The sequence below is a fragment of the Streptomyces sp. NPDC005962 genome, from assembly GCF_040629205.1.
Taxonomy (GTDB): Bacteria; Actinomycetota; Actinomycetes; order Streptomycetales; family Streptomycetaceae; genus Streptomyces.
The window spans coordinates 1-21391 of record NZ_JBEXVE010000035.1; the positions used below are offsets into that span (position 1 = coordinate 1).

General features: G+C 70.8%; 6 protein-coding genes. 2 read left to right on the forward strand and 4 right to left on the reverse strand.

Going from position 1 to position 21391, the window contains the following annotated elements; translation table 11 throughout:
* The 4 genes from ABZ370_RS37390 to ABZ370_RS37405 all read right to left on the reverse strand — a co-directional run.
* Window positions 1–16253 (reverse strand): type I polyketide synthase (locus ABZ370_RS37390; protein ID WP_358630716.1); only part of this gene is annotated, 16253 nt, incomplete at its 3' end.
* 304 nt (window positions 16254–16557) lie between these two features.
* The gene (locus ABZ370_RS37395) at window positions 16558–18099 is read right to left on the reverse strand and encodes a PH domain-containing protein (protein ID WP_358630719.1); all 1542 of its coding nucleotides are present in this window, start codon (window positions 18097–18099) and stop codon (window positions 16558–16560) included.
* Entirely contained in the window at window positions 18096–18596 is a 501-nt protein-coding gene (locus ABZ370_RS37400; protein ID WP_358630722.1) for a PH domain-containing protein, read from the reverse strand. Before ABZ370_RS37400 ends, ABZ370_RS37395 begins: the two co-directional genes overlap by 4 nt.
* Before the next feature lie 69 nt (window positions 18597–18665).
* Window positions 18666–19313 carry a hypothetical protein gene (locus ABZ370_RS37405; protein WP_358630725.1) on the reverse strand — a complete coding sequence of 216 codons (648 nt, stop codon included), beginning with the start codon at window positions 19311–19313 and terminating at the stop codon, window positions 18666–18668.
* Between the two features lie 171 nt (window positions 19314–19484).
* Between ABZ370_RS37405 and ABZ370_RS37410 the strand changes: the two genes are divergently transcribed.
* Both ABZ370_RS37410 and ABZ370_RS37415 read left to right on the forward strand, forming a co-directional pair.
* Window positions 19485–20729, forward strand: coding sequence for a sensor histidine kinase (locus ABZ370_RS37410; protein WP_358630727.1), 1245 nt, complete (start codon window positions 19485–19487; stop codon window positions 20727–20729).
* A complete protein-coding gene (locus ABZ370_RS37415; RefSeq protein ID WP_358630730.1) occupies window positions 20722–21390 on the forward strand; it encodes a response regulator transcription factor in 669 nt (222 codons plus the stop codon). Before ABZ370_RS37410 ends, ABZ370_RS37415 begins: the two co-directional genes overlap by 8 nt.
* The last annotated feature ends 1 nt before the right edge of the window (window position 21391 follow it).

A 21391-nucleotide genomic window follows, 5' to 3' on the forward strand; every position in this document is an offset into this window, starting at 1 on the left:
ATGGTGTGCGCGTTGGTACCGCTAATGCCGAACGCGGACACGCCCGCGCGACGCGGACCGCCGGTCTCCGGCCACTCCACCCGCTCGGTCAGCAGCGAGACCGCTCCCGCCGACCAGTCCACGTGCGGCGACGGCTGATCCACATGCAGCGTCTGCGGCAGCACACCGTGCCGCATCGCCATCACCATCTTGATGATGCCCGCGACACCGGCCGCCGCCTGCGTGTGACCGATATTCGACTTGATCGAGCCCAGCCACAACGGCTGCCCGTCAGACCGCTCCCGGCCGTACGTGGCCAGCAGCGCCTGCGCCTCGATCGGGTCACCCAGCGTCGTCCCCGTACCGTGGGCTTCCACCGCGTCCACATCACCAGCGGACAGCCCCGCACCCGCCAGCGCCTGCCGGATCACCCGCTGCTGCGACGGACCATTCGGCGCCGTCAGACCATTCGACGCACCATCCTGATTGATCGCCGAACCCCGCACGACCGCCAGCACCGGATGCCCATGGCGCTGCGCGTCCGACAGCCGCTCGACGAGCAGCATGCCCGCGCCCTCGCCCCAGCCGGTGCCATCCGCACCGGCCGCGAACGCCTTGATACGCCCGTCCACAGCCAGCCCACGCTGACGACTGAAGTCGATGAAGTTATCGGGAGTGGACATCACCGTGACACCACCGGCAAGCGCCATCGAGCACTCACCCGAGCGCAGCGCCTGCACCGCCATATGCAGCGCCACCAGCGACGACGAACACGCCGTGTCCACCGTCACCGCCGGGCCCTCCAGCCCGAAGGTGTACGCCACCCGGCCCGACACCACACTCGCCGCGTTACCCGTACCCCAATGGCCCTCAAGCCCGTCAGACGCACGCTCAAGGGACAGGTAGTCCTGTCCGTTGGTTCCGGCGAAGACGCCGACCTGCTGACCACGCACCGTGGCCGGGTCGATGCCCGCCCGCTCGAACGCCTCCCACGACGTCTCCAGCAGCAACCGCTGCTGCGGGTCCATCGCCAGAGCCTCACGCGGTGAAACCCCGAAGAACGACGCGTCGAAGTCGGCCACGTCGTACAGGAAGCCGCCCTCACGCGTGTACGACGTCCCCTGCCGGGCAGGGTCCGGGTCGTAGATCCCGGTCAGGTCCCAGCCACGGTCGGACGGGAACTCCGCAATCGCGTCCCCACCCGCCGACAGCAGCTCCCACAGCTCCTCGGGCGAACGCACCCCACCCGGGAAACGGCAGCTCATCGCCACAATCGCGATCGGATCGTCAGCCACGGCAACCGTCGGCGCGACCACACCACCGGTCACCGCCACATCCGCGCCCAGCAGTTCGGTACGCAGATAATCCGCGAGAGCCGACGCCGTCGGATAGTCGAAGATCAAGGTCGCGGGCAGCTGAACACCCGTCGCCGCGATCAGCCGGTTACGCAGCTCCACTGCGGTGAGCGAGTCGAAACCCAGCTCACTGAAGGCCCGCTCGACACCGATCGACTCCGAACCGTCATGCCCCAGCACCGCGGCCACCTGGCCCCGGACCACATCCAGCAGCAACCGGTCCCGCTCGGCCTCACCCAACCCGGCCAGCCGCGCGACCAGCCCACCATCTTCAGACGCACCAGCAGTGCCCTGCCCCGACTGCGCCACATCCGCGAAGTCCGCGATGAAGCGGCTCGGCCGCACGGCGGTGAAGTCCGGCGCGAACCGGGCCCACTCGATGTCCGCGACGGCCACCGCCGCGTCGTCCAGATCCAGCACCCGCTGAAGGGCGGCAACCGCCACCTCGGCGTCCATCGGCGGCAGACCACCACGCCGCAGCCGCTGCTCCAGACCGTCGTCCGCAGCCATACCACCCTCGGCCCACGGACCCCAGGCAACCGACGTAGCAGGCAGACCCGCAGCACGCCGACGCTCAGCCAACGCATCCAACGAGGCATTGGCGGCGGCGTAATTACCCTGACCCGCAGCACCGAACGTGCCACTGATCGAGGAGAACAGCACGAACGCGGACAGGTCCAGCTCACGCGTCAGCTCATCGAGGTGCGCCGCAGCGGACACCTTCGCCCGCAGCACCGTCGTAAAACGCTCGGGGGTGAGCGCGTCGAGCACACCGTCGTCCAGCACACCCGCCGTGTGGAACACACCGGTCAGCGGCGACTCCTCCGGCAGAGAAGCCAGCAGCTCCGCGAGCGCATCACGGTCGGCCACATCACACGCCGCCACCGTCACCCGCGCACCCGACGCCGACAGCTCATCCCGCAGCTCCACCGCACCCGGAGCCTCCAGCCCACGACGACTGGTCAGCACCACATGCTCGGCACCATTCCCCACCAGCCAACGCGCCACATGCGCACCCAACGCACCCGTACCGCCCGTCACCAGAACAGACCCGGCACCCGGCGACCAGGAGTCACCGGTCGACGCGGGCGCTGTGGCCCGTACGAGGCGGCGCCCGAACACGCCCGACGCGCGCACCGCCACCTGATCCTCGCCACCGGCCCCGGCCAGCACCTCCGCCAGCCGCGCCACCGCGCGCTCATCAGCCTCAGCGGGAAGGTCGACCAGACCACCCCAACGCTCGGGCAGCTCCAGCGCCGCGGCCAGGCCCAGACCCCACGCCTGCGCCTGATCCGGGCTGACCGCACCGTCCGAACGCCCCACGGCCACCGCACCCCGCGTGGCCACCCACAACGGCGCACCCACACCCGCGTCGCCGAGCGCCTGCGTCAGCGCCGCCGTACGCAGCAGCGCGTCGCCCTCGGCGAGGGCCAGCAGGGACACCACACCGGTCACGTCGTCGCCGGTCGCCACGGCGGCGGTCAGCTGTGCGGCCACCGCAGTCCGGTCGTCGTCGGCGGTCAGCTCGACCCGCGCCACGTCGACACCACGGTCGTCCAGCATCCCGACGACACCGTCCGCCCACGCGGACCCGGTCGCCTCAGTCGGTACGACGACCAGCCAACGGCCGCTCAGAGAAGCCGTAGCGCGGTCGGTGACCGGCTTCCACGACACCCGGTAACGCCAGCCATCCACCGTCGAGCGCTCCGACTGCCGCCGCCGCCACAACGACATCGACGGCAGCAGCGCCTCCAGCGCGCCATTGTCCTCGGCACCAAGACCCAGCGTCGCCGCGAGCGACTCCAGATCCCCGCGCTCCACCGCCGCCCAGAAACCGGCGTCCACCGCGTCCAGTGCCGTGGCACCGGAGGTGGCGGTGGCCGTCGATACATCCAGCCAGTAGCGCCGCCGCTGGAAGGCATACGTCGGCAGCTCCACGCGCCGCGCACCGGCCCCGGCGTAGAACGCCTCCCAGTCCACGGCCACGCCCCGAACCTGCAACGCGGCAAGGGCACCGGCCAGCGTCCCGGCCTCCGTACGCCCCTCACGCAGAACGGCGACGAAAGCCGTCGCGGCCGCGTCCTCGGTGAGACAGTCCTGCCCCATCGCGGACAGCACACCATCCGGGCCCAGCTCAAGACAGGTGGTCACACCCTGAGCCTCAAGAGTGCGGACACCATCGAGGAAACGGACCGCTTCCCGGACATGCCGCACCCAGAAGTCAGCGGACGTGATCTCCTCAGCGGAGACCAGCTCACCCGTCAGGTTGGACACGATCGGAATGCGCGGAGCCGCATACGACAGCCCCTCCGCCACCTCACGGAACGCATCCAGCATCCCGTCCATACGCGGCGAATGGAACGCATGGCTGACCGTAAGCCGCTTGGTCTTACGCCCCTGCGCCTCGAACGACGCAGCGACCTCAACAACAGCGTCCTCGTCACCCGCGATGACCACCGACGACGGCCCGTTGAGCGCAGCGATGCTCACCCGCTCACCGAGCAGCGGCGCCACCTCGTCCTCCGACGCCTGCACCGCGACCATCGCGCCACCAGCCGGAAGCTCCTGCATCAGACGCCCACGAGCAGCCACCAACTTCGCCGCGTCCGCAAGCGACAGCACACCCGCCACATACGCGGCAGCCAGCTCACCAATCGAGTGCCCGGACAGGAAATCGGGCCGCACACCCCACGCCTCGACCAACCGGAACAACGCCACCTCAACCGCGAACAACGCAGGCTGAGTGAACCCCGTCTGGTCGAGCACCGAGGCATCGTCCCCGAACAGCACATCCCGCAGCGGCCGCTCAAGGTGCGCGTCCAGCGCTTCGCACACCGCGTCCAGCGCCTCCGCGAACACCGGATAGGCCTCGTACAGCTCACGGCCCATCCCCAGCCGCTGGCTGCCCTGGCCCGTGAACAGGAACGCGAGCTTTCCGGCGACCGGCGAGCCCTGCACCACACCCGTGGCCGGTTCGCCGGAAGCCAACGCCTCCAGAGCACGCAGGAAACCCTCACGCCCGTCGGCCACCAGCACCGCACGGTCCTCGAACGCGGTACGCCCGGTGGCCAGCGTGTAGCCGATGTCGGCGAGGTCGTCCATCTCGTCGGCGACGCTCAGCCGATCGCGCAGGCGGCGGGCCTGGTCGCGCAGCGCCTCCTGGCCCATGGCCGACAACGGCCACGGCAGCACACCACCGGGGACGTCCCACGCGGACACCGTGGCCGGGGCCTCGATCGCCGGGGCCTGCTCGATGATGGTGTGCGCGTTGGTGCCACTGATACCGAACGACGACACACCCGCGCGACGCGGACGGCCCTCGATCTCCGGCCACTCCCGCGTCTCCGTGAGCAGCGAGACCGCGCCATCCGCCCAGTCGATCTTCGAGGACGGCGCGTCGACGTGGAGGGTCTGCGGCAGCTCGCCGTGCCGCATGGCCATCACCATCTTGATGATGCCCGCGACACCGGCGGCGGCCTGCGTGTGGCCGATGTTGGACTTGATGGACCCCAGCCACAGCGGCTGGTCCTCGGACCGGTCGCGTCCGTACGTGGCCAGCAGCGCCTGCGCCTCGATCGGGTCACCCAGCGTCGTCCCCGTACCGTGCGCCTCGACCACGTCCACATCGCCGGTCGTCAGCCCGGCGCTGGTCAGCGCCTGCCGGATGACCCGCTGCTGCGACGGACCGTTCGGCGCCGTCAGACCATTCGACGCACCATCCTGGTTGATCGCCGAGCCACGCACCACGGCGAGCACCGAGTGACCATGACGACGCGCGTCCGACAGCCGCTCCACCAGCAGCATGCCCGCGCCCTCGCCCCAGCCCGTACCGTCCGCAGCCGCTGCGAACGACTTGCAACGGCCGTCCGTGGCCAGGCCCCGCTGACGGCTGAAGTCCACGAACGTCTCCGGCGTGGCCATGACCGCCACACCACCGGCCAGCGCCATCGAGCACTCACCCGAGCGCAACGCCTGAATCGCCAGGTGCAGCGCCACCAACGACGACGAACACGCCGTGTCCACCGTCACCGCCGGGCCCTCCAGCCCGAAGGTGTACGCCACCCGCCCGGAGGCAATACTGCCCGCGTTGCCGGTGCCGATGTAGCCCTCGACACCATCCGGGATGTCGGCCGTCCCGGTGAGGTAGTCGTGGTACATGACGCCCGCGAACACACCGACCTGCTGACCACGCACCGTGGCCGGGTCGATGCCCGCCCGCTCGAACGCCTCCCACGACGTCTCCAGCAGCAACCGCTGCTGCGGGTCCATGGCAAGGGCCTCACGCGGCGAGATCCCGAAGAAGTCCGGATCAAAGTCGGCGGCGTCGTGCAGGAAGCCGCCCTCACGCGTATACGAGGTACCCGCGTGGTCGGGGTCCGGGTGGTACAGGCCGTCCAGGTCCCAGCCACGGTCGACGGGGAAGCCGGAGATGCCGTCGCCACCTGTGGCGACGAGGTTCCACAGCTCCTCGGGCGTGCTCACACCGCCCGGGAAACGGCAGCTCATGCCGACGATGACGATCGGGTCGTCGGCCACCGCCGACACCGCGCCCGTAACCCCGGTGGCAGCGGGTGCCACGGCCTCCTCGGCACCCAGCAGCTCCTCGCGCAGATAGCCCGCGAGGGCGGTCGGCGTCGGGTAGTCGAAGACGAGCGTCGCCGGAAGCCTCAGCCCGGTGACCGTCTTCAGATCATTGCGCAGCTCGACCGCCGTCAGCGAGTCGAAGCCCAGCTCCTTGAACGCCCGCCCGGCCTCGATCACATCGGCGCCACTGTGCCCCAGCACTGCGGCGACGCGCCCGCAGACCAACTCCAGTAGCTCACGCTCCTGTTGGGCCCGCGCGAGCCCGGCCAGGCGCCGTACGAGCGAGGAGCCGTCGGCCGTGGCGGCCGCGGTGGCCGCCCGCCGGACCGGGGCCCGCACCAGGCCGCGGAAGAGGGCCGGAACGGTGCCGGTCGCGGTGGCTTCGGTGCGCAGCCCCGCGTAGTCGAGCCGCATCGGGAACAGCACCGCCGTGCCGTCGGCGCGCGCCGCATCGAAGAGGGCAAGCCCCTCGTCAGCGGCGATCGGAGCACCGCCGCCACGCGCGATACGCCGCAGACCCACCTCGTCCAGCCCGCTGCCCATGCCCGCACCGGCCCACAAACCCCAGGCCAGAGCGGTGGCCGGAAGCCCCTGCGCCACACGCTGCTGCGCAAGCGCCTCCAGGAAGGAGTTGGCGGCCGCGTAACTCGCCTGTCCCGGCGCGCCGAACACTGCCGCCGCACCGGAGAACAGCACAAACGCCGACAGGTCAGCATCGCGCGTCAACTCATGCAGATTCAGCGCCGCATCAACCTTCGGACGCAACACCCCAGCCACCCGCTCAGGCGTCAACGAACCAAGAATGCCGTCATCCAGCACACCCGCCGTATGCACGACGCCGGTCAGCGGATGCTCAGCCGGAACCGACCCCAGCACACCAGCCAGCGCGTCCCGATCCGCCACATCACACGCCGCCCACGTCACGACCGCACCGGCCGCCGTCAGCTCGGCAGCCAGCTCATCCGCACCATCGGCGTCCGCGCCGCGACGGCTCACCAGCAGCAGCCGCCGCACACCATGAGCCGAAACCAGATGACGCGCGAAGAGACCACCCAGAGATCCCGAGGCACCGGTGATCAGCACCGTGCCGTCCTCATCAAAGGACGGAACGGAATCGGCGTCGGTGTCGTTGGTGACCGGCACCCGGGCCAGCCTCGGCGCCAGCACCACATCCCCGCGAAGCGCCAGCTCCCCCTCGTCCACGCCCAGCGCCACAGGCACCGAACCGTACGAGTTCTCGTCGCCGTCCACGTCCAGCAACACCAGACGGCCAGGGTTCTCCGACTGCGCGGAACGGAACAAACCACGCACAGCGGCCTGCGACAGATCCACCACACCCGCACCCGGCACGGTCTCCACCGCGCCCCGCGTCACCAGCACCAACCGCGCCCCGACAAACCGCTCATCAGCCAACCACGCCTGAAGCAAAGTGAGCATGCCCTGCGTGGCCTCGTGCACGGCCGGTGCGTCGCCACCGCCACCAAGACCGGCCACCACCACGGTGTCCGGCACGGACACCCCGGCGTCGACAGCCGCACTCAGCGCCGACAGATCGCCATAGGCCGCCACCCGAACCCCGGGCCCGAACCCGTCCTGCAGCGCTCCCGACTCCTCGGCATCCGCGCCGAGCACCGCCCAGTCGCCCGTTGCCGCACCCGCAGCGGCCGCCGGAACCGCCGACCACTCCAGCCGGAACAACGACTCATGCAACCCACCCCGCGCCGCACGCACCTGGTCAGCCGAAGCCGCCCGCAACGCCACCGACTCAACCGTGGCCACCGCACGACCCGTACCGTCAGCCACCAGCAGCGACACCGCATTCGACGACCGCTCCGACAGCCGCACCCGCAGCGCACCAGCCCCGGCCGCGTGCAACTGCACACCACTCCACGCGAACGGAAGCAGCGCACCCTCCGCCGACGCCGTCTCACGGGCAGGGGTGCCGACGCCGATGGCATGCAGCGCGGCGTCCAACAGGGCCGGGTGCAACCCGAACCGCTCGGCCTCGGCGCCCGACGTCAGCGGCGCGTCCTCGGGAAAACCGACCTCGGCGTAGAGGTCTCCACCGAGCCGCCACGCGCCCTTGAGCCCCCGGAACACCGGCCCATAGCCGAGCCCCTCCCCGGCCAGCTCCGCATACAGCCCGTCGACCGCGATCGGCGTGGCACCCTGCGGCGGCCACACACCAAGCTCCTCCAGGTCAGCACCCCGAACGCCGACCGCGAGCACACCGGTGGCATGCCGCGTCCACGGCTCCGCCCCCAGCGCGTCCTGCCGCCGCGAATGCAGACTGAACGAACGGCCACCGGACTCATCCGGCCCCTCCACAACAAGCTGCACCCGCACCCCAGTGTGCTCCGGCAACACAAGCGGAGCTTCCAGAGTCAATTCATCCAACCGCTCACAACCCACCTGGGCGCCCGCCGCGCTCGCCAGCTCCACAAAGGCCGTACCGGGCAGCAGCACGCTGCCCATGATCACGTGGTCGGCGAGCCAGGGGTGGGTACGGGTGGAGAGCACCCCGGTGAGCAGGAGGCCATTGGCGTCCGCGAGCGCGACGGCGGCGCCGAGGAGCGGATGGCCGATGTCGCCCAGCCCGATCGACTCCGGGTCGCCCGCCGCGAGGGCGGCGGCGTTGGGCCAGTAACGCTGCCGCTGGAAGGCATACGTCGGCAGCTCGGCGGGCTCGATGCGGGCGCTCGTTCCGCCGAAGACGGCGTCCCAGTCCAGCGGCACACCACGGACGTACGCACGCGCGACGGCGCCCGTCAGCGCCTCGGCCTCGGGACGGTCCTTGCGGCAGACGGAGACGAACGCGGCGTCCTGGTCGCCGGTCACACACTCCTGCGCCATGGCGGTGAGCACACCGTCCGGACCCAGCTCCACGAACGTGGTGACGCCCTGCGCCTCCAGAACACGCACACCATCGAGGAAACGCACAGCCTCCCGGACATGCCGCACCCAGAAGTCAGCAGTCGCGATCTCCTCAGCGGAGACCAGCTCACCCGTCAGGTTGGACACGACCGGAATACGCGGAGCCTCGTACGACAGCCCCTGCGCGACCTCGCGGAATGCCTCCAGCATCCCGTCCATACGCGGCGAGTGGAACGCGTGGCTCACTGTGAGCCGCTTGGTCTTACGACCCTGAGCCTCGAACGACGCAGCGACCTCAACCACAGCCTCGTCGTCACCCGCGATGACCACCGACGTGGGCCCGTTGAGCGCGGCAATGCTCACCCGCTCACCGAGCAGCGGCAGCACCTCATCCTCCGACGCCTGCACCGCGACCATCGCGCCACCAGCCGGAAGCTCCTGCATCAACCGCCCACGGGCGGCCACCAACTTCGCGGCGTCCGCGAGCGACAACACACCCGCCACATGCGCGGCGGCCAGCTCGCCAATCGAGTGCCCAGAGAGGAAGTCCGGCGTCAACCCCCACGCCTCGACCAGCCGGAACAACGCCACCTCGACGGCGAACAGCGCGGGCTGGGTGAAACCGGTCTGATCCAGTACAGCCGCGTCATCCCCGAACAGCACATCCCGCAGCGGCCGCTCAAGGTGCAGATCCAGATGCGCACACACCTCGTCCAACGCATCCGCGAACACCGGGAAGGCGTCACACAGCTCACGACCCATCCCCAGCCGCTGGCTCCCCTGCCCCGTGAACAGGAACGCCACCTTGCCCTCGGCGACCGAACCCTCGACCAGGCCCGCCGCGGACTCGCCCGCTGCCAGAGCGTCAAGCGTCCGCAGCAGCTCATCGCGGTCACCAGCGCTGAGCACCGCACGCCGCTCCAGAGCAGCCCGGCCGACGGCCAATGCCTGGGCCACATCGAGCAGCCCCGACTCCGGACGCGTCTCGACAAAGGCCCGCAGCCGCGCGGCCTGCTCCCGCAGCGCCTCCGCGTTCTTGGCCGACAGTACGAACGGCAGCACACCGCCCAGACCACGACGCGGCTCGGCCACCTCAACCTGCTCGTCGACCGGCGGCGCCTGCTCGATGATGGTGTGCGCATTGGTACCGCTGAGCCCGAACGACGACACACCCGCGCGACGCGGACGGCCCGTCTCCGGCCACTCCCGTGCCTCGCTGAGCAGCGACACCTCGCCCGCCGACCAGTCCACGTGCGGCGACGGCTCATCCACATGCAACGTCTGCGGCAGCACACCATGCCGCATCGCCAACACCATCTTGATGATGCCCGCAACACCGGCCGCCGCCTGCGTGTGCCCGATATTCGACTTGATCGAGCCCAGCCACAACGGCTGCCCGTCAGACCGCTCCCGGCCATACGTGGCCAGCAACGCCTGCGCCTCGATCGGGTCACCCAGCGTCGTACCCGTACCGTGCGCCTCCACGACATCCACGTCACCGGCCGACAGCCCCGCACCCGCCAGCGCCTGCCGAATCACCCGCTGCTGCGACGGACCATTCGGCGCCGTCAAACCATTCGACGCACCATCCTGGTTGATCGCCGAACCACGCACCACCGCCAACACCGGGTGGCCGTTCCGCCGCGCGTCCGACAGCCGCTCCACGAGCAGCATGCCGACGCCCTCACCCCAGCCCGTGCCATCCGCACCGGCCGCGAACGCCTTGATACGCCCGTCCACAGCCAGCCCACGCTGACGGCTGAAGTCGACGAACGCCTCCGGCGTGGACATCACCGTGACACCACCGGCAAGCGCCATCGAGCACTCACCACTCCGCAGCGCCTGCACCGCCATATGCAGCGCCACCAGTGACGACGAACACGCCGTGTCCACCGTCACCGCCGGGCCCTCCAGCCCGAAGGTGTACGAGATCCGCCCGGACACCACACTCGCCGCGTTACCGGTACCCACGTGGCCCTCAAGGCCCTCGGGCGAGGTGGACACGAGCCCGACGTAGTCCTGCCCGTTGGTCCCCGCGAAGACACCGGTACGGCTGCCACGCAGCGCCACCGGGTCGATGCCCGCCCGCTCGAACGCCTCCCACGACGTCTCCAGCAGCAACCGCTGCTGCGGGTCCATCGCCAGGGCCTCACGCGGCGAAATGCCGAAGAACGACGCGTCGAAGTCGGCCACGTCGTACAGGAAGCCGCCCTCGCGCGTGTACGACGTCCCCTGCCGGGCAGGGTCCGGGTCGTACAGCCCGGCCAGATCCCACCCACGGTCGGACGGGAACTCCGCGATCGCGTCCCCACCCGCCGTCAACAGCTCCCACAGCTCCTCGGGCGAACGCACCCCACCCGGGAAACGGCAGCTCATCGCCACAATCGCGATCGGATCGTCATCGACGGCCACGGCCACATCGCCGGACTCGGCCGTGGCGATCTGGGCGGCGCCGACCAGCTCCGTCCGCAGGTACTCGGCCAGCGCGGCCGACGACGGGTAGTCATAGATGAGCGTGGCGGGCAGCCGCAGATCGGTGGCGGCGCCGAGCCGGTTGCGGAGTTCGACGGCGGCGAGCGAGTCGAAACCCAGCTCCTTGAAGGCGCGCCCCGCCTCGACCGCTTCGGCCCCGTCGTGCCCCAGCACGGCCGCGACGTGCGTCCGGACCAACTCCAGCAGCGCGCCATCCTGTTCGGCACGCGGCAGACCGCGGAGCCGCTCCCCCAGGGGAGAGGCGGAGTCGGCGTCGGTGATCACACGCCCGGCATTCGGCCCGGCCACGGACCGCGGCGGTGCGGCGACCTCCGGCAGGTCGGCGATCAGCGGGCTCGGCCGTACGGCGGTGAGCGTGCCGACGAAGCGGTCCCAGTCGACGTCCGCGACCGTCACGCACGTGTCATCGACGTCGAGCGCCTGCTGAAGTGCGGCCAGCGCCAGCTCCGGCGCCATCGGCGGCAAGCCCTCGCGACGCATGCGCCGCTCCAGCGCATCGTCCGCCGCCATGCCGCCGTCGGCCCATGGCCCCCACGCGATGGACGTCGCCACCAGGCCCTCGGTACGCCGCCGCTCGGCGAGCGCGTCCAGGTAGGCGTTGGCCGCCGCGTAGTTGCCCTGCCCGGCCGCACCCACCGATCCGGTGATCGAGGAGAAGAGGACGAACGCCGAAAGGTCCAGGTCACGCGTCAGCTCGTCCAAGTGGCGCGCGGCATCGGCCTTCGCACGGAGCACCGGGGCGAACCGCTCAGCCGTGAGCGAGTCCAGTACGCCGTCGTCCAGGACACCGGCCGTGTGGATCACGCCGGTCAGGTCCGGAAGCCCGGCCAGCAGCTCCGCCAGCGCGTCCCGGTCCGCCACATCACAGGCAGCCACGGTCACCCGCGCACCCGACTCCACCAGTTCATTCCGCAGCTCCACCGCACCCGGAGCCTCCAGCCCACGACGGCTGGTCAGCACCACGTGCTCGGCGCCACCCGCCACCAGCCACCGGGCCACCCGCGCACCCAGCGCACCCGTACCCCCCGTGACCAGCACGGAACCTGCGCCCGGACGCCACGAACCACCCGACGACGCAGCCGCCGACGCCCGCACCAGCCGACGCCCGAACACACCCGACGCCCGCAACGCGACCTGATCCTCGCCACCGGACCCGGCCAGCACCCCCGCCAACCGCGCCAACGCACGCTCATCAGCCTCAGCGGGCAGATCGACCAGACCACCCCAACGCTCCGGCGACTCCAACGCCGCCACCCGGCCCAGACCCCACAGCTGCGCCTGCCCCGGAACAACGGAGGCGTCGGAACGCCCCACCGACACCGCACCCCGCGTGGCCACCCACAACGGCGCGCCCACACCAGCATCGCCCAGCGCCTGCGTCAGAACAGCGGTACCCAGCAGCCCGTCAGCGCCCCCAAGGGCCAGCAGCGACACCACGCCCGTCACCGCCACATCGCCGACCGAGGCCCGCAGCCGCTCGGCCACCGCGCCCCGGTCGTCGTCCCCGGCGCCCAGCTCGACCTGACGCACCTCGACGCCACGCCCAGCCAGCATCCGCACCACACCCGCGGACCACACACCCTCGGCCTCACCAGCCGGAACCACCATTACCCAGCAACCACCGGCCACCCCGGCCGACCGATCCCGCACCGGCCGCCACGACACCCCGTAACGCCAGCCGTCCACCGTCGAACGCACGGCCTCCTGCCGCCGCCACGACGACAACGCGGGCAGCACCTCACCCAACGACAGCCCCGGGTCCACCTCCAGCTCCGCGGCCAGCGCGGCCACATCGCCACGCTCCACCACATCCCAGAACCGCCCATCGACCACACCACCCGAAGCGGCGACGGCCGCCGTGGCGACAGGGGCGTTGAGCCAGTAGCTCTGCCGCTGGAAGGCGTACGTGGGCAGATCGACCGTCGTCGCGCCCGTACCGGCGTACGGGGTGGCCCAGTCGACCTTCTTGCCACGTACGTACGCCAGCGCCACGGCCGCCGTGAGCGTCTCGGCCTCCGGGCGGGAGGCGCGCAGCACGGGCGCGTACCGAGCGTTGTCGGAGCCGGAGTCGCCGTCGGCCAGGCAGTCCTGTGCCATGGCGGTGAGCACGGCGTCGGGGCCGAGCTCCAGGAAGGTGGTGGCGCCCTTGTCGGCGAGGGTGCGGACGCCGTCGAGGAAGCGCACCGCGTCGCGGACGTGGCGTACCCAGTACTCGGGCGAGCACAGCTCCTCGGCGGTGGCGACCTGCCCGGTGACGGTGGAGACCACGGTGATGCGCGGCGGTGCGTACTCCAGCACCTGGGCGACGCGCCGGAACTCGGCGAGCATGTCGTCCATGAGCGGCGAGTGGAACGCGTGGCTGACGGTGAGCCGCTTGGTCTTCCGTCCCCGCGCCTCGAACGACGCCGCGACCTCGGCGACAGCCTCCTCGTCGCCGGAGACGACGACGGAGGTGGGGCCGTTCACGGCGGCGATCGAGACCCGCTCGCCGAGCAGCGGCGCCACCTCGTCCTCGGAGGCTTGCACCGCGACCATCGCGCCACCGGCCGGAAGCTCCTGCATCAGTCGCCCGCGCGCCGCCACGAGCGCGGCGGCGTCCTCCAGGGAGAACACCCCGGACACGTGGGCCGCGGCGATCTCGCCGATCGAGTGTCCGGCGAGCAGGTCGGGGCGCAGCCCCCAGGACTCGACGAGGCGGTAGAGCGCGACCTCGACGGCGAACAGGGCGGGCTGGGTGTAGTCGGTGCGGTCGAGGAGGGCCGCCTCGGGCGATCCCTCCTCGGCGAAGAGCACGTCGAGAAGCGGGTGTTCCAGCTGCTCTTCGAGGTACCAGCAGGCGTCGTCGAGGGCTTCGGCGAAGACGGGGTAGGTGTCGTACAGCTCGCGGCCCATGCCGAGGCGCTGGCTGCCCTGTCCGGTGAACAGCAGCGCGAGCTTTCCGGCGGCGGGGGCGCCCTGGACGACGGACGGGGCCTCGCCGCCCTCGGCGAGGGTGCGCAGCGCGGCGAGGGCGCCGTCGCGGCCGTCGCGGCCGTCGGCGAGGAGCACGGCGCGCTGGTCGAAGGTGGCGCGGGTGGTGGCCAGCGAGTGGCCGATGTCGGTGAGAGCGAGCCCGGGGTGGGCTTCCAGCAGCGCGTGCAGCCGTGCGGCTTGGGCGCGGAGGGCGTCGGTGGTCTTGGCCGACAGGACCCAGGGCAGCACGGCGGGCGCGGGGGCCTCGGCACTCTGCTCGTCGGCGGCGGGTGCGGCGGCGGGGGCGGGGCCCTCGACACTCTGCTCATCGGCGGCGGGCGGCTGTTCGATGATGGCGTGGGCGTTGGTGCCGCTCATGCCGAAGGAGGAGATACCGGCACGGCGCGGACGGTCGTTCTCCGGCCAGGGCCGTGCCTCGGTCAGCAGCTCGATGTCACCGGCGGTCCAGTCGACGTGCGGGGTCGGCTCGTCGATGTGCAGGCTGTGCGGCAGCACCCCGTGGCGCATCGCCATGACCATCTTGATGATGCCGCCGACACCGGCCGCGGACTGGGTGTGGCCGATGTTGGACTTGAGCGAGCCGAGCCACAGCGGCTGGTCGGCCGCGCGCTCCTGGCCGTAGGTGGCCAGCAGCGCCTGGGCCTCGATGGGGTCGCCGAGGGTCGTCCCGGTGCCGTGGGCCTCGACCGCGTCGACCTCGGCCGCCGACAGTCCGGCGTTGGCGAGGGCCTGGCGGATGACGCGCTGCTGGGCGGGGCCGCTGGGGGCGGTGAGCCCGTTGCTGGCGCCGTCCTGGTTGATGGCCGTACCCCGCACCACGGCCAGCACCCGGTGGCCGTTGCGCTGCGCGTCGGACAGCCGCTCGACGAGCAGCATGCCGACGCCCTCGCCCCAGGCGGTGCCGTCGGCGCCGGCGGCGAACGGCTTGCAGCGGCCGTCGGCGGCGAGACCGCGCTGGCGGCTGAAGGCGATGAACGAGCCGGGGTTGGCCATGACCGCCGCACCACCGGCGAGCGCCATCGTGCACTCGCCCGTGCGCAGCGCCTGGACGGCCAGGTGGAGCGCCACCAGGGAGGAGGAGCACGCGGTGTCGACGGTGACGGTGGGGCCTTCGAAGCCGAAGGTGTAGGCGATACGGCCGGAGGCGACGCTCGCGGCGTTGCCGGTGACCAGGTAGCCCTCGAAGCCCTGCTCGGCCTCGTGGAGGCGGGGGCCGTAGTCCTGGGTCTCGGCGCCGACGAACACACCGGCCCGGCGGCCCCGCAGCGACTGCGGGTCGATCCCGGCCCGTTCGAAGACCTCCCAGGAGGTCTCCAGCAGCAGCCGCTGCTGCGGGTCCATCGCGAGGGCCTCGCGCGGCGAAATGCCGAAGAACGCCGGATCGAACTCATCGGCGTCGTGCAGGAATCCGCCTTCGCGGGTATAGCTGCTGCCCGCCTTGTCCGGATCGGGGTCGTAAAGCCCGTCGAGATCCCAGCCCCGGCTCACCGGAAATTCGGAGATGACGTCTTTTCCGCCCGCGACGATTTCCCAGAGTTCTTCGGGGGAACCGGCCGAACCGGGGAATCGGCAGCTCATTCCGACAATGGCGATGGGCTCGTCGGCGGCGATCGGGAGCGTATCGGAGTCGTCCGAGGGGGCGTCGGAGACATCGTCGGCGCCGAGCAGTTCGGTCCGCAGACGGTGGGCGAGGTCGGCCGGGGTGGGGTGGTCGAAGGCGAGGGTGACCGGCAGCCGCAGTCCGGTGGCGGCGGTCAGCCGGGCGTGCAGGTCGACGGTGGCGAGGGAGTCGAAGCCCAGGTCGAGGAAGGGGCGCTCGGGGTCGAGGACGTCCGGTGCCTTGTCCTTGAGGGCCTGTGCGACGACCTCGCCGACCCATGCGGTGAGGGCTTCGGCACGCTCGGCTTCGGGGAGGGCGGCGAGTTCGTCGCGCCAGGGGGAGGTTCCGTCGGGACCGGCGACCGCTATTTCCGTGTGCTCGGGCGTCAAATCCACGGACTCACTCACCATCACGCGCCCCATTACCTCGCAAGACATACACCTAGACCGTAGGTCAGCCTTACACAGGGCAGGACGGCAGGATACCCCTTCAAACCCCCTATGGACCCCTATTGTTCCTTTGGGGTCCCGTATTCGCCGACCGTCCCGTAATGGCCGCGCTTAGCTCACCAGAATGCATGAGAATTCCGGTGACGACAAGGAGTTCGAGAAAATCAAGGGCAGGTGTTCAGAGGTGGAGGGGCGGCCTTTCGGTCCGCCCCTCCACCTCTCGGGGGATCGCCAGTTGGTCAATGGGTGGTCAGCCGCGGTCCGGGGCCCGCTCGATGAATGGGGCGAGCAGCCCGGGCACCGTGGTCTCGGCGAGGGCGATCCCCTGGCCTTCGGTCAGGTCGTACACGTGGTAGACGCCCTCACCGGCCGAGGTGGTGGCGCCGACGGTGAGGAGCCCCGCCCGGCGCTGGAAGGGCGTGCGGGAGATCTTCCAGCCGATGATCGCCTCGCGCTGGAGGACGACGGTGCGGTGGGCGAACGTCCCGGCGGAGGTGACCAGATAGCGGCCGCGGAGCCCATGGCCGAGGGTGCGGTAGGCGTTGAAGGCGAACGCCACCAGGATCGGCACCAGCGCCACACCGGTGATCACACCGCCGATGACGAGCCCGGTGCTGAGCCACAGCCCCAGCCCCACCGGGACCGCCGCGATCAGGACCGACCAGATGAGGGCGCGGTTGATACGGCGGCGCAGGGCGGCCCTGGGGTGCCGGAGGAGGCCCTCGCGCTCGATCAGGCCGGGCTCGTCCACCGGCAGCGCCTCGGCGGCGACCCGCACGGCCTCGGCGCGCGGGACGGGAGAGGTCAGGGCGCGACGGCTGCGGTTCTCGTCCTCGCCGCCCAGGCCGCTGGCGACGGCGTTGAGCTTGGCGCCCCTGGCCCAGCGCAGCGGGATGGGCTCGACGAGTTCGAGGCCGCGCAGATTTCGTTCCGCGATGGTCACGGAGCGGGTGGCCAGCAGCCCGCGGCGGATACGGAGCGCGCCGCCCTCTTCGCGGCGCAGTTCGTAGCCCGCCCAGTTCTCGATGAACGTGGCGGTGGAGCCGACCATGCCGAGGGCGACGATGACGAGGACGGACACCAGGATTCCGTACCAGAGCGGAACGGAGCCGAAACGGTGCTCGATGTCCTTGACGATGCCGAGTTCGAGCGGGTTGACGTGCATCTCGTTCAGGGTGCGGTACACACTGCCCGCGGCGATGAAGACACCGCCGACGCCCCAGATGGTGAGCGGGCCGTAGCGCAGCCAGGACCAGTCCAGTCGGCAGAGCACACCGTCGTTGTCGGCCGCCGCGGGAGAACGGCCCGCGTCGCGCAGGGCGATGATCCGGCGGCGCAGCTCCAGGGCCTCGGCCTTGGTGATGCCGTCGAGGGCGAGCTTGCGCGCGACGGCGTCGCTCTGCTCCCCGCTGTCGATCCGCAGCGTGGTGAGTCCGAAGACCCGGTGGACCGGGTTGGCGGTGAGGTCGACGCCGCGGATGCGGCCGACCGGGATCGAGCGTTCGCTGCGGAAGAGCAGGCCCTTGCGCAGCTCGAAGCGGTCCTCGGTGAGCCGGTAGCGGGTGGTGAACAGCCGCATCAGCCCGATGCCGCTGATGACCAGGAAGGTCACGAACAGCGACGCGAGGGTGATGATGATCTGGAGGTTGGTCTTGCCTCCGGTGACCGCGAGGCTGGCGAGGAACATGGCCAGCGGTGCGCCGAGGATGGACAGGTTGACCAGGAGCAGCCGGCTGTTCAGCCTCCCCCAGTCCTGGTCGACCGAGGGGGACACGCTGGTATCGGGTGTCATGTGGCGTCCTCCGGCACCGACTCGACGCGCGCGGCCAGGTACTCGACCAGGTCCTGGGCGACCTGGTGGTCGATGCCCTTGATCTTCACCGCGCCCGAGGAGGAGGCGGTGGCCACGGTGACGCCGGAGAGCCCGAACATCTGCTGTAGCGGACCGCGCAGGGTGTCCACCGTCTGGACGCGGGACAGCGGGACGACCCGCCACTGCTGCCACAGCCACCCGGAGGCCGCGTACACGGCCTCGTCGGTGGTCTCCCAGCGGTGCACCCGGTAGCGCCACGCGGGCATGACGGCCATGTAGAGCAGCCCGGGGACGCACGAGATCAGCGTGGCCCACATGAAGAACTCACGCGTCGGGGGGATGGTGGCCCACAGGATTCCGAAGGTGAGGGGCAGGGGCAGGGCGAACAGTGCCGACTGCAGCGTCCACCAGCCGATCGCACGGCGGTCGACCCGGTGACGAGGCGGCCGGAGCCTCAGGTTGTCATGGCGTTCCACTGTTTCACCCTGCTCTTGCTTCGGATGGGGTGCCGGGCGCGGGCCCGGCGGGGTTGGCGGACTATGAAATCAGGCTTCGGCCGACGCCTTGTCCGCGGCCTGCTGGCCGTCCGCCGTCTGCCGGCTGTCCGCGGTCTGCTGACCGACCGGGGCCTGCTGGCTGTCCGGAGCCTGCTGGGGCAGCTGGCCGCTCCCGGCCTCCTGGGCCCTCAGCTTGCGCATCTTGGCCAGCAGGACGGCCGTACGCGTCAGCACCATGGCCAGCGCCATGAAGATGAAGGCGTTGGAGTAGGTGTCCTGACCGGTGATCCCGTACTCGATGGAGAACTTGATCAGGCCCATGGGGAACCAGTGCTCGGCGCCGTAGACGAAGATGATGCGCCCACTGGAGAGGATGATCCACACCACGGCGTAGCCGATGCCGCCGATGGTGTACAGCGCGCCCGAGGCGGCGTCCCGGTAGGCGGGCAGCAGCGCTCCGGCGATCAGACCGCAGATGACACCGATGCCGATGCCCACGAGCTGCAGGGACAGGTCGTTGTCGCCCGTGGTCGGGAAGGAGTGGACGAAGATCGCGATGACCACGGCCACGGCGATGATCGAACGCGCCATCCGCATAGTGGTGATGCGGCGGCGGCCGAGGTCGGTCGCCAGGACGATGGTCAGAATCGTGCCGCTGGCGATCAGCGCGGCCATGAACTGGCTCAGCTGTGGCATATTACGACGTTCTCCAAGCCGATAGGGCGATGTGCTTCGTGGTGTGACAGCTGGCTGTCCCACCGGGATCAACGCTAGAAGCGGGCCATGCGGCGCGCGACGACTGAACGGTGGGTTCCGGCTGTCAACCGACCGGTGGACACGGGGGACACCCGTGGTAGTACTGAGCCCGTGCGCAATCACTCCCCGGGGGACGACTCGCCGACCGGCGCGTATTACGGTCCCGAGTCCGGCACCCGCTGGTTCGGCCTCTGGGACGGCTTCTTCGCCGTCACCTACGTCGTCACCGCCGTCCTGCTCCTCCTCTCGGACGGCTCCCAGGTCGACCACTCCCTCCCGATCGCCGCGCTGACCCTGACCGTGCCCTGGTACGCGGCGGTCGGCCGGTCGCTGATGATCGAGGCGAGCTACGGGCCGCGGAACCTGGTCTTCGCGCTGGGCCTGGTGGCGCTGTTCTGCGCCACCACGGCGTTCAGCCTGATCGGCGCCTTCGCGCTGTTCGCGGTCATTCCGATGCTGATCATGAGCCTGCCGATGGGACCGGCGGTCGCGCTGGCCACGGTGGCCAATCTCTGCCCCGTGCTGGTGGTGGCGGTCATCGGTGAGGAACTGGGCCTGAACGTCTGGGAGGTGGTGCCCATCTCCCTGCTGAGCATCGCGCTGTCGTTGCTGCTGGGCATGTGGATCAAGCGGGTGGTGCGACAGAGCAAGGAGCGCGGGCTGCTCATCGAGGAGTTGCGGCGCAGCCGGGAGCGGGAGGCCCGGCTCTCCCACGAGGCGGGCATCTCCGCCGAGCGCGAGCGGCTGGCGCGGGAGATCCACGACACCCTGGCACAGGGGCTGACCAGCATCATCAGCCTGGTGCAGGCGGCCGAGTCGGAGGTGCGCGGCGCACCGGACCAGGCGGTGAACCATCTGTCGCTGGCCGGGCGGGTGGCCACGGAGTCGCTCGCCGAGGCCCGGGACTTCGTGGCGGCCCTCACCCCGCCCGCGCTGCGCGGCGGCTCGCTGGCGCAGGCGGTGCGGCGGCAGGCGGACGGGCTGATCGCCGAGACCGGCCTGGACGTGCGGTGCTCGGTCAGGGGCGACGAACAGCCCCTGCCGATGGCGGTCAGCGTCGTCCTGCTGCGCTCGGTGCAGGAGGCGATCGCGAACGTCCGCAAACACGCCAAGCGGGCCCGTACGGTGGACGTGGTCCTGGTCTTCGACGAGAACGGCGTCCGGCTGCTGATCCGCGACGACGGCGAGGGCTTCACCCCGGACGGCACGCAGGAAGGGTACGGGCTGCGCGGGATGCAGGCCCGGATGGAGGAGATCGACGGAATGGCGTCCATCACCAGCAGCCCCGGGCGGGGCACCACCGTCGAGGTGAACGTGCCGGCGGCAGCGCTGGCCGGGGAGGCAGTGCATGGCTGACGAAGCGCCGGGCGGACCGGGCGGACGTAGCGGGCCCAGCGCGCCTATCAGGGTTCTGCTGGCCGACGACCACCCCGTGGTGCGGGAGGGCTTGAGCGCCATGCTGGAGTCCGCCGACGGCATCACCGTCGTCGGGCAGGCCGGTTCCGGTGAGGAGGCGGTGGTCCGGGCGGTGGAGCTGCGGCCGGACATCATCCTGCTGGATCTGCGCATGGGCGGGATGGACGGGGTCGAGGCCACCACGCAGATCCTGCGGCAGGCGCCCGGCTGCAAGGTCGTCATCGTGACCACCTACGAGGACGACTCGGACATCCTGCGCGCGGTGGAGGCGGGCGCCGCGGGCTATCTGCTGAAGGGCAGTTCACGCCAGGAGCTGATCGGCGCCGTACAGACCGCCGCGCGCGGCGAGACGGTGCTCACCCCGTCCCTCGCGGGCAAGCTCTTCCGCAGCCGGGTGGCCGAGCCGTCGCCGCTCTCCGGCCGGGAGCGCGAGGTGCTGCGGCTGGTCGGCCAGGGGCTGACCAACGCCGAGATCGGCGGCAAGCTGTTCGTGGCCGAGGCCACGGTCAAGACGCATCTGCTGCGGTCGTTCAAGAAGCTCGGCGTCTCCGACCGCACGGCCGCGGTGATGACGGCCATGGAGCGCGGACTGCTGTCCTGAC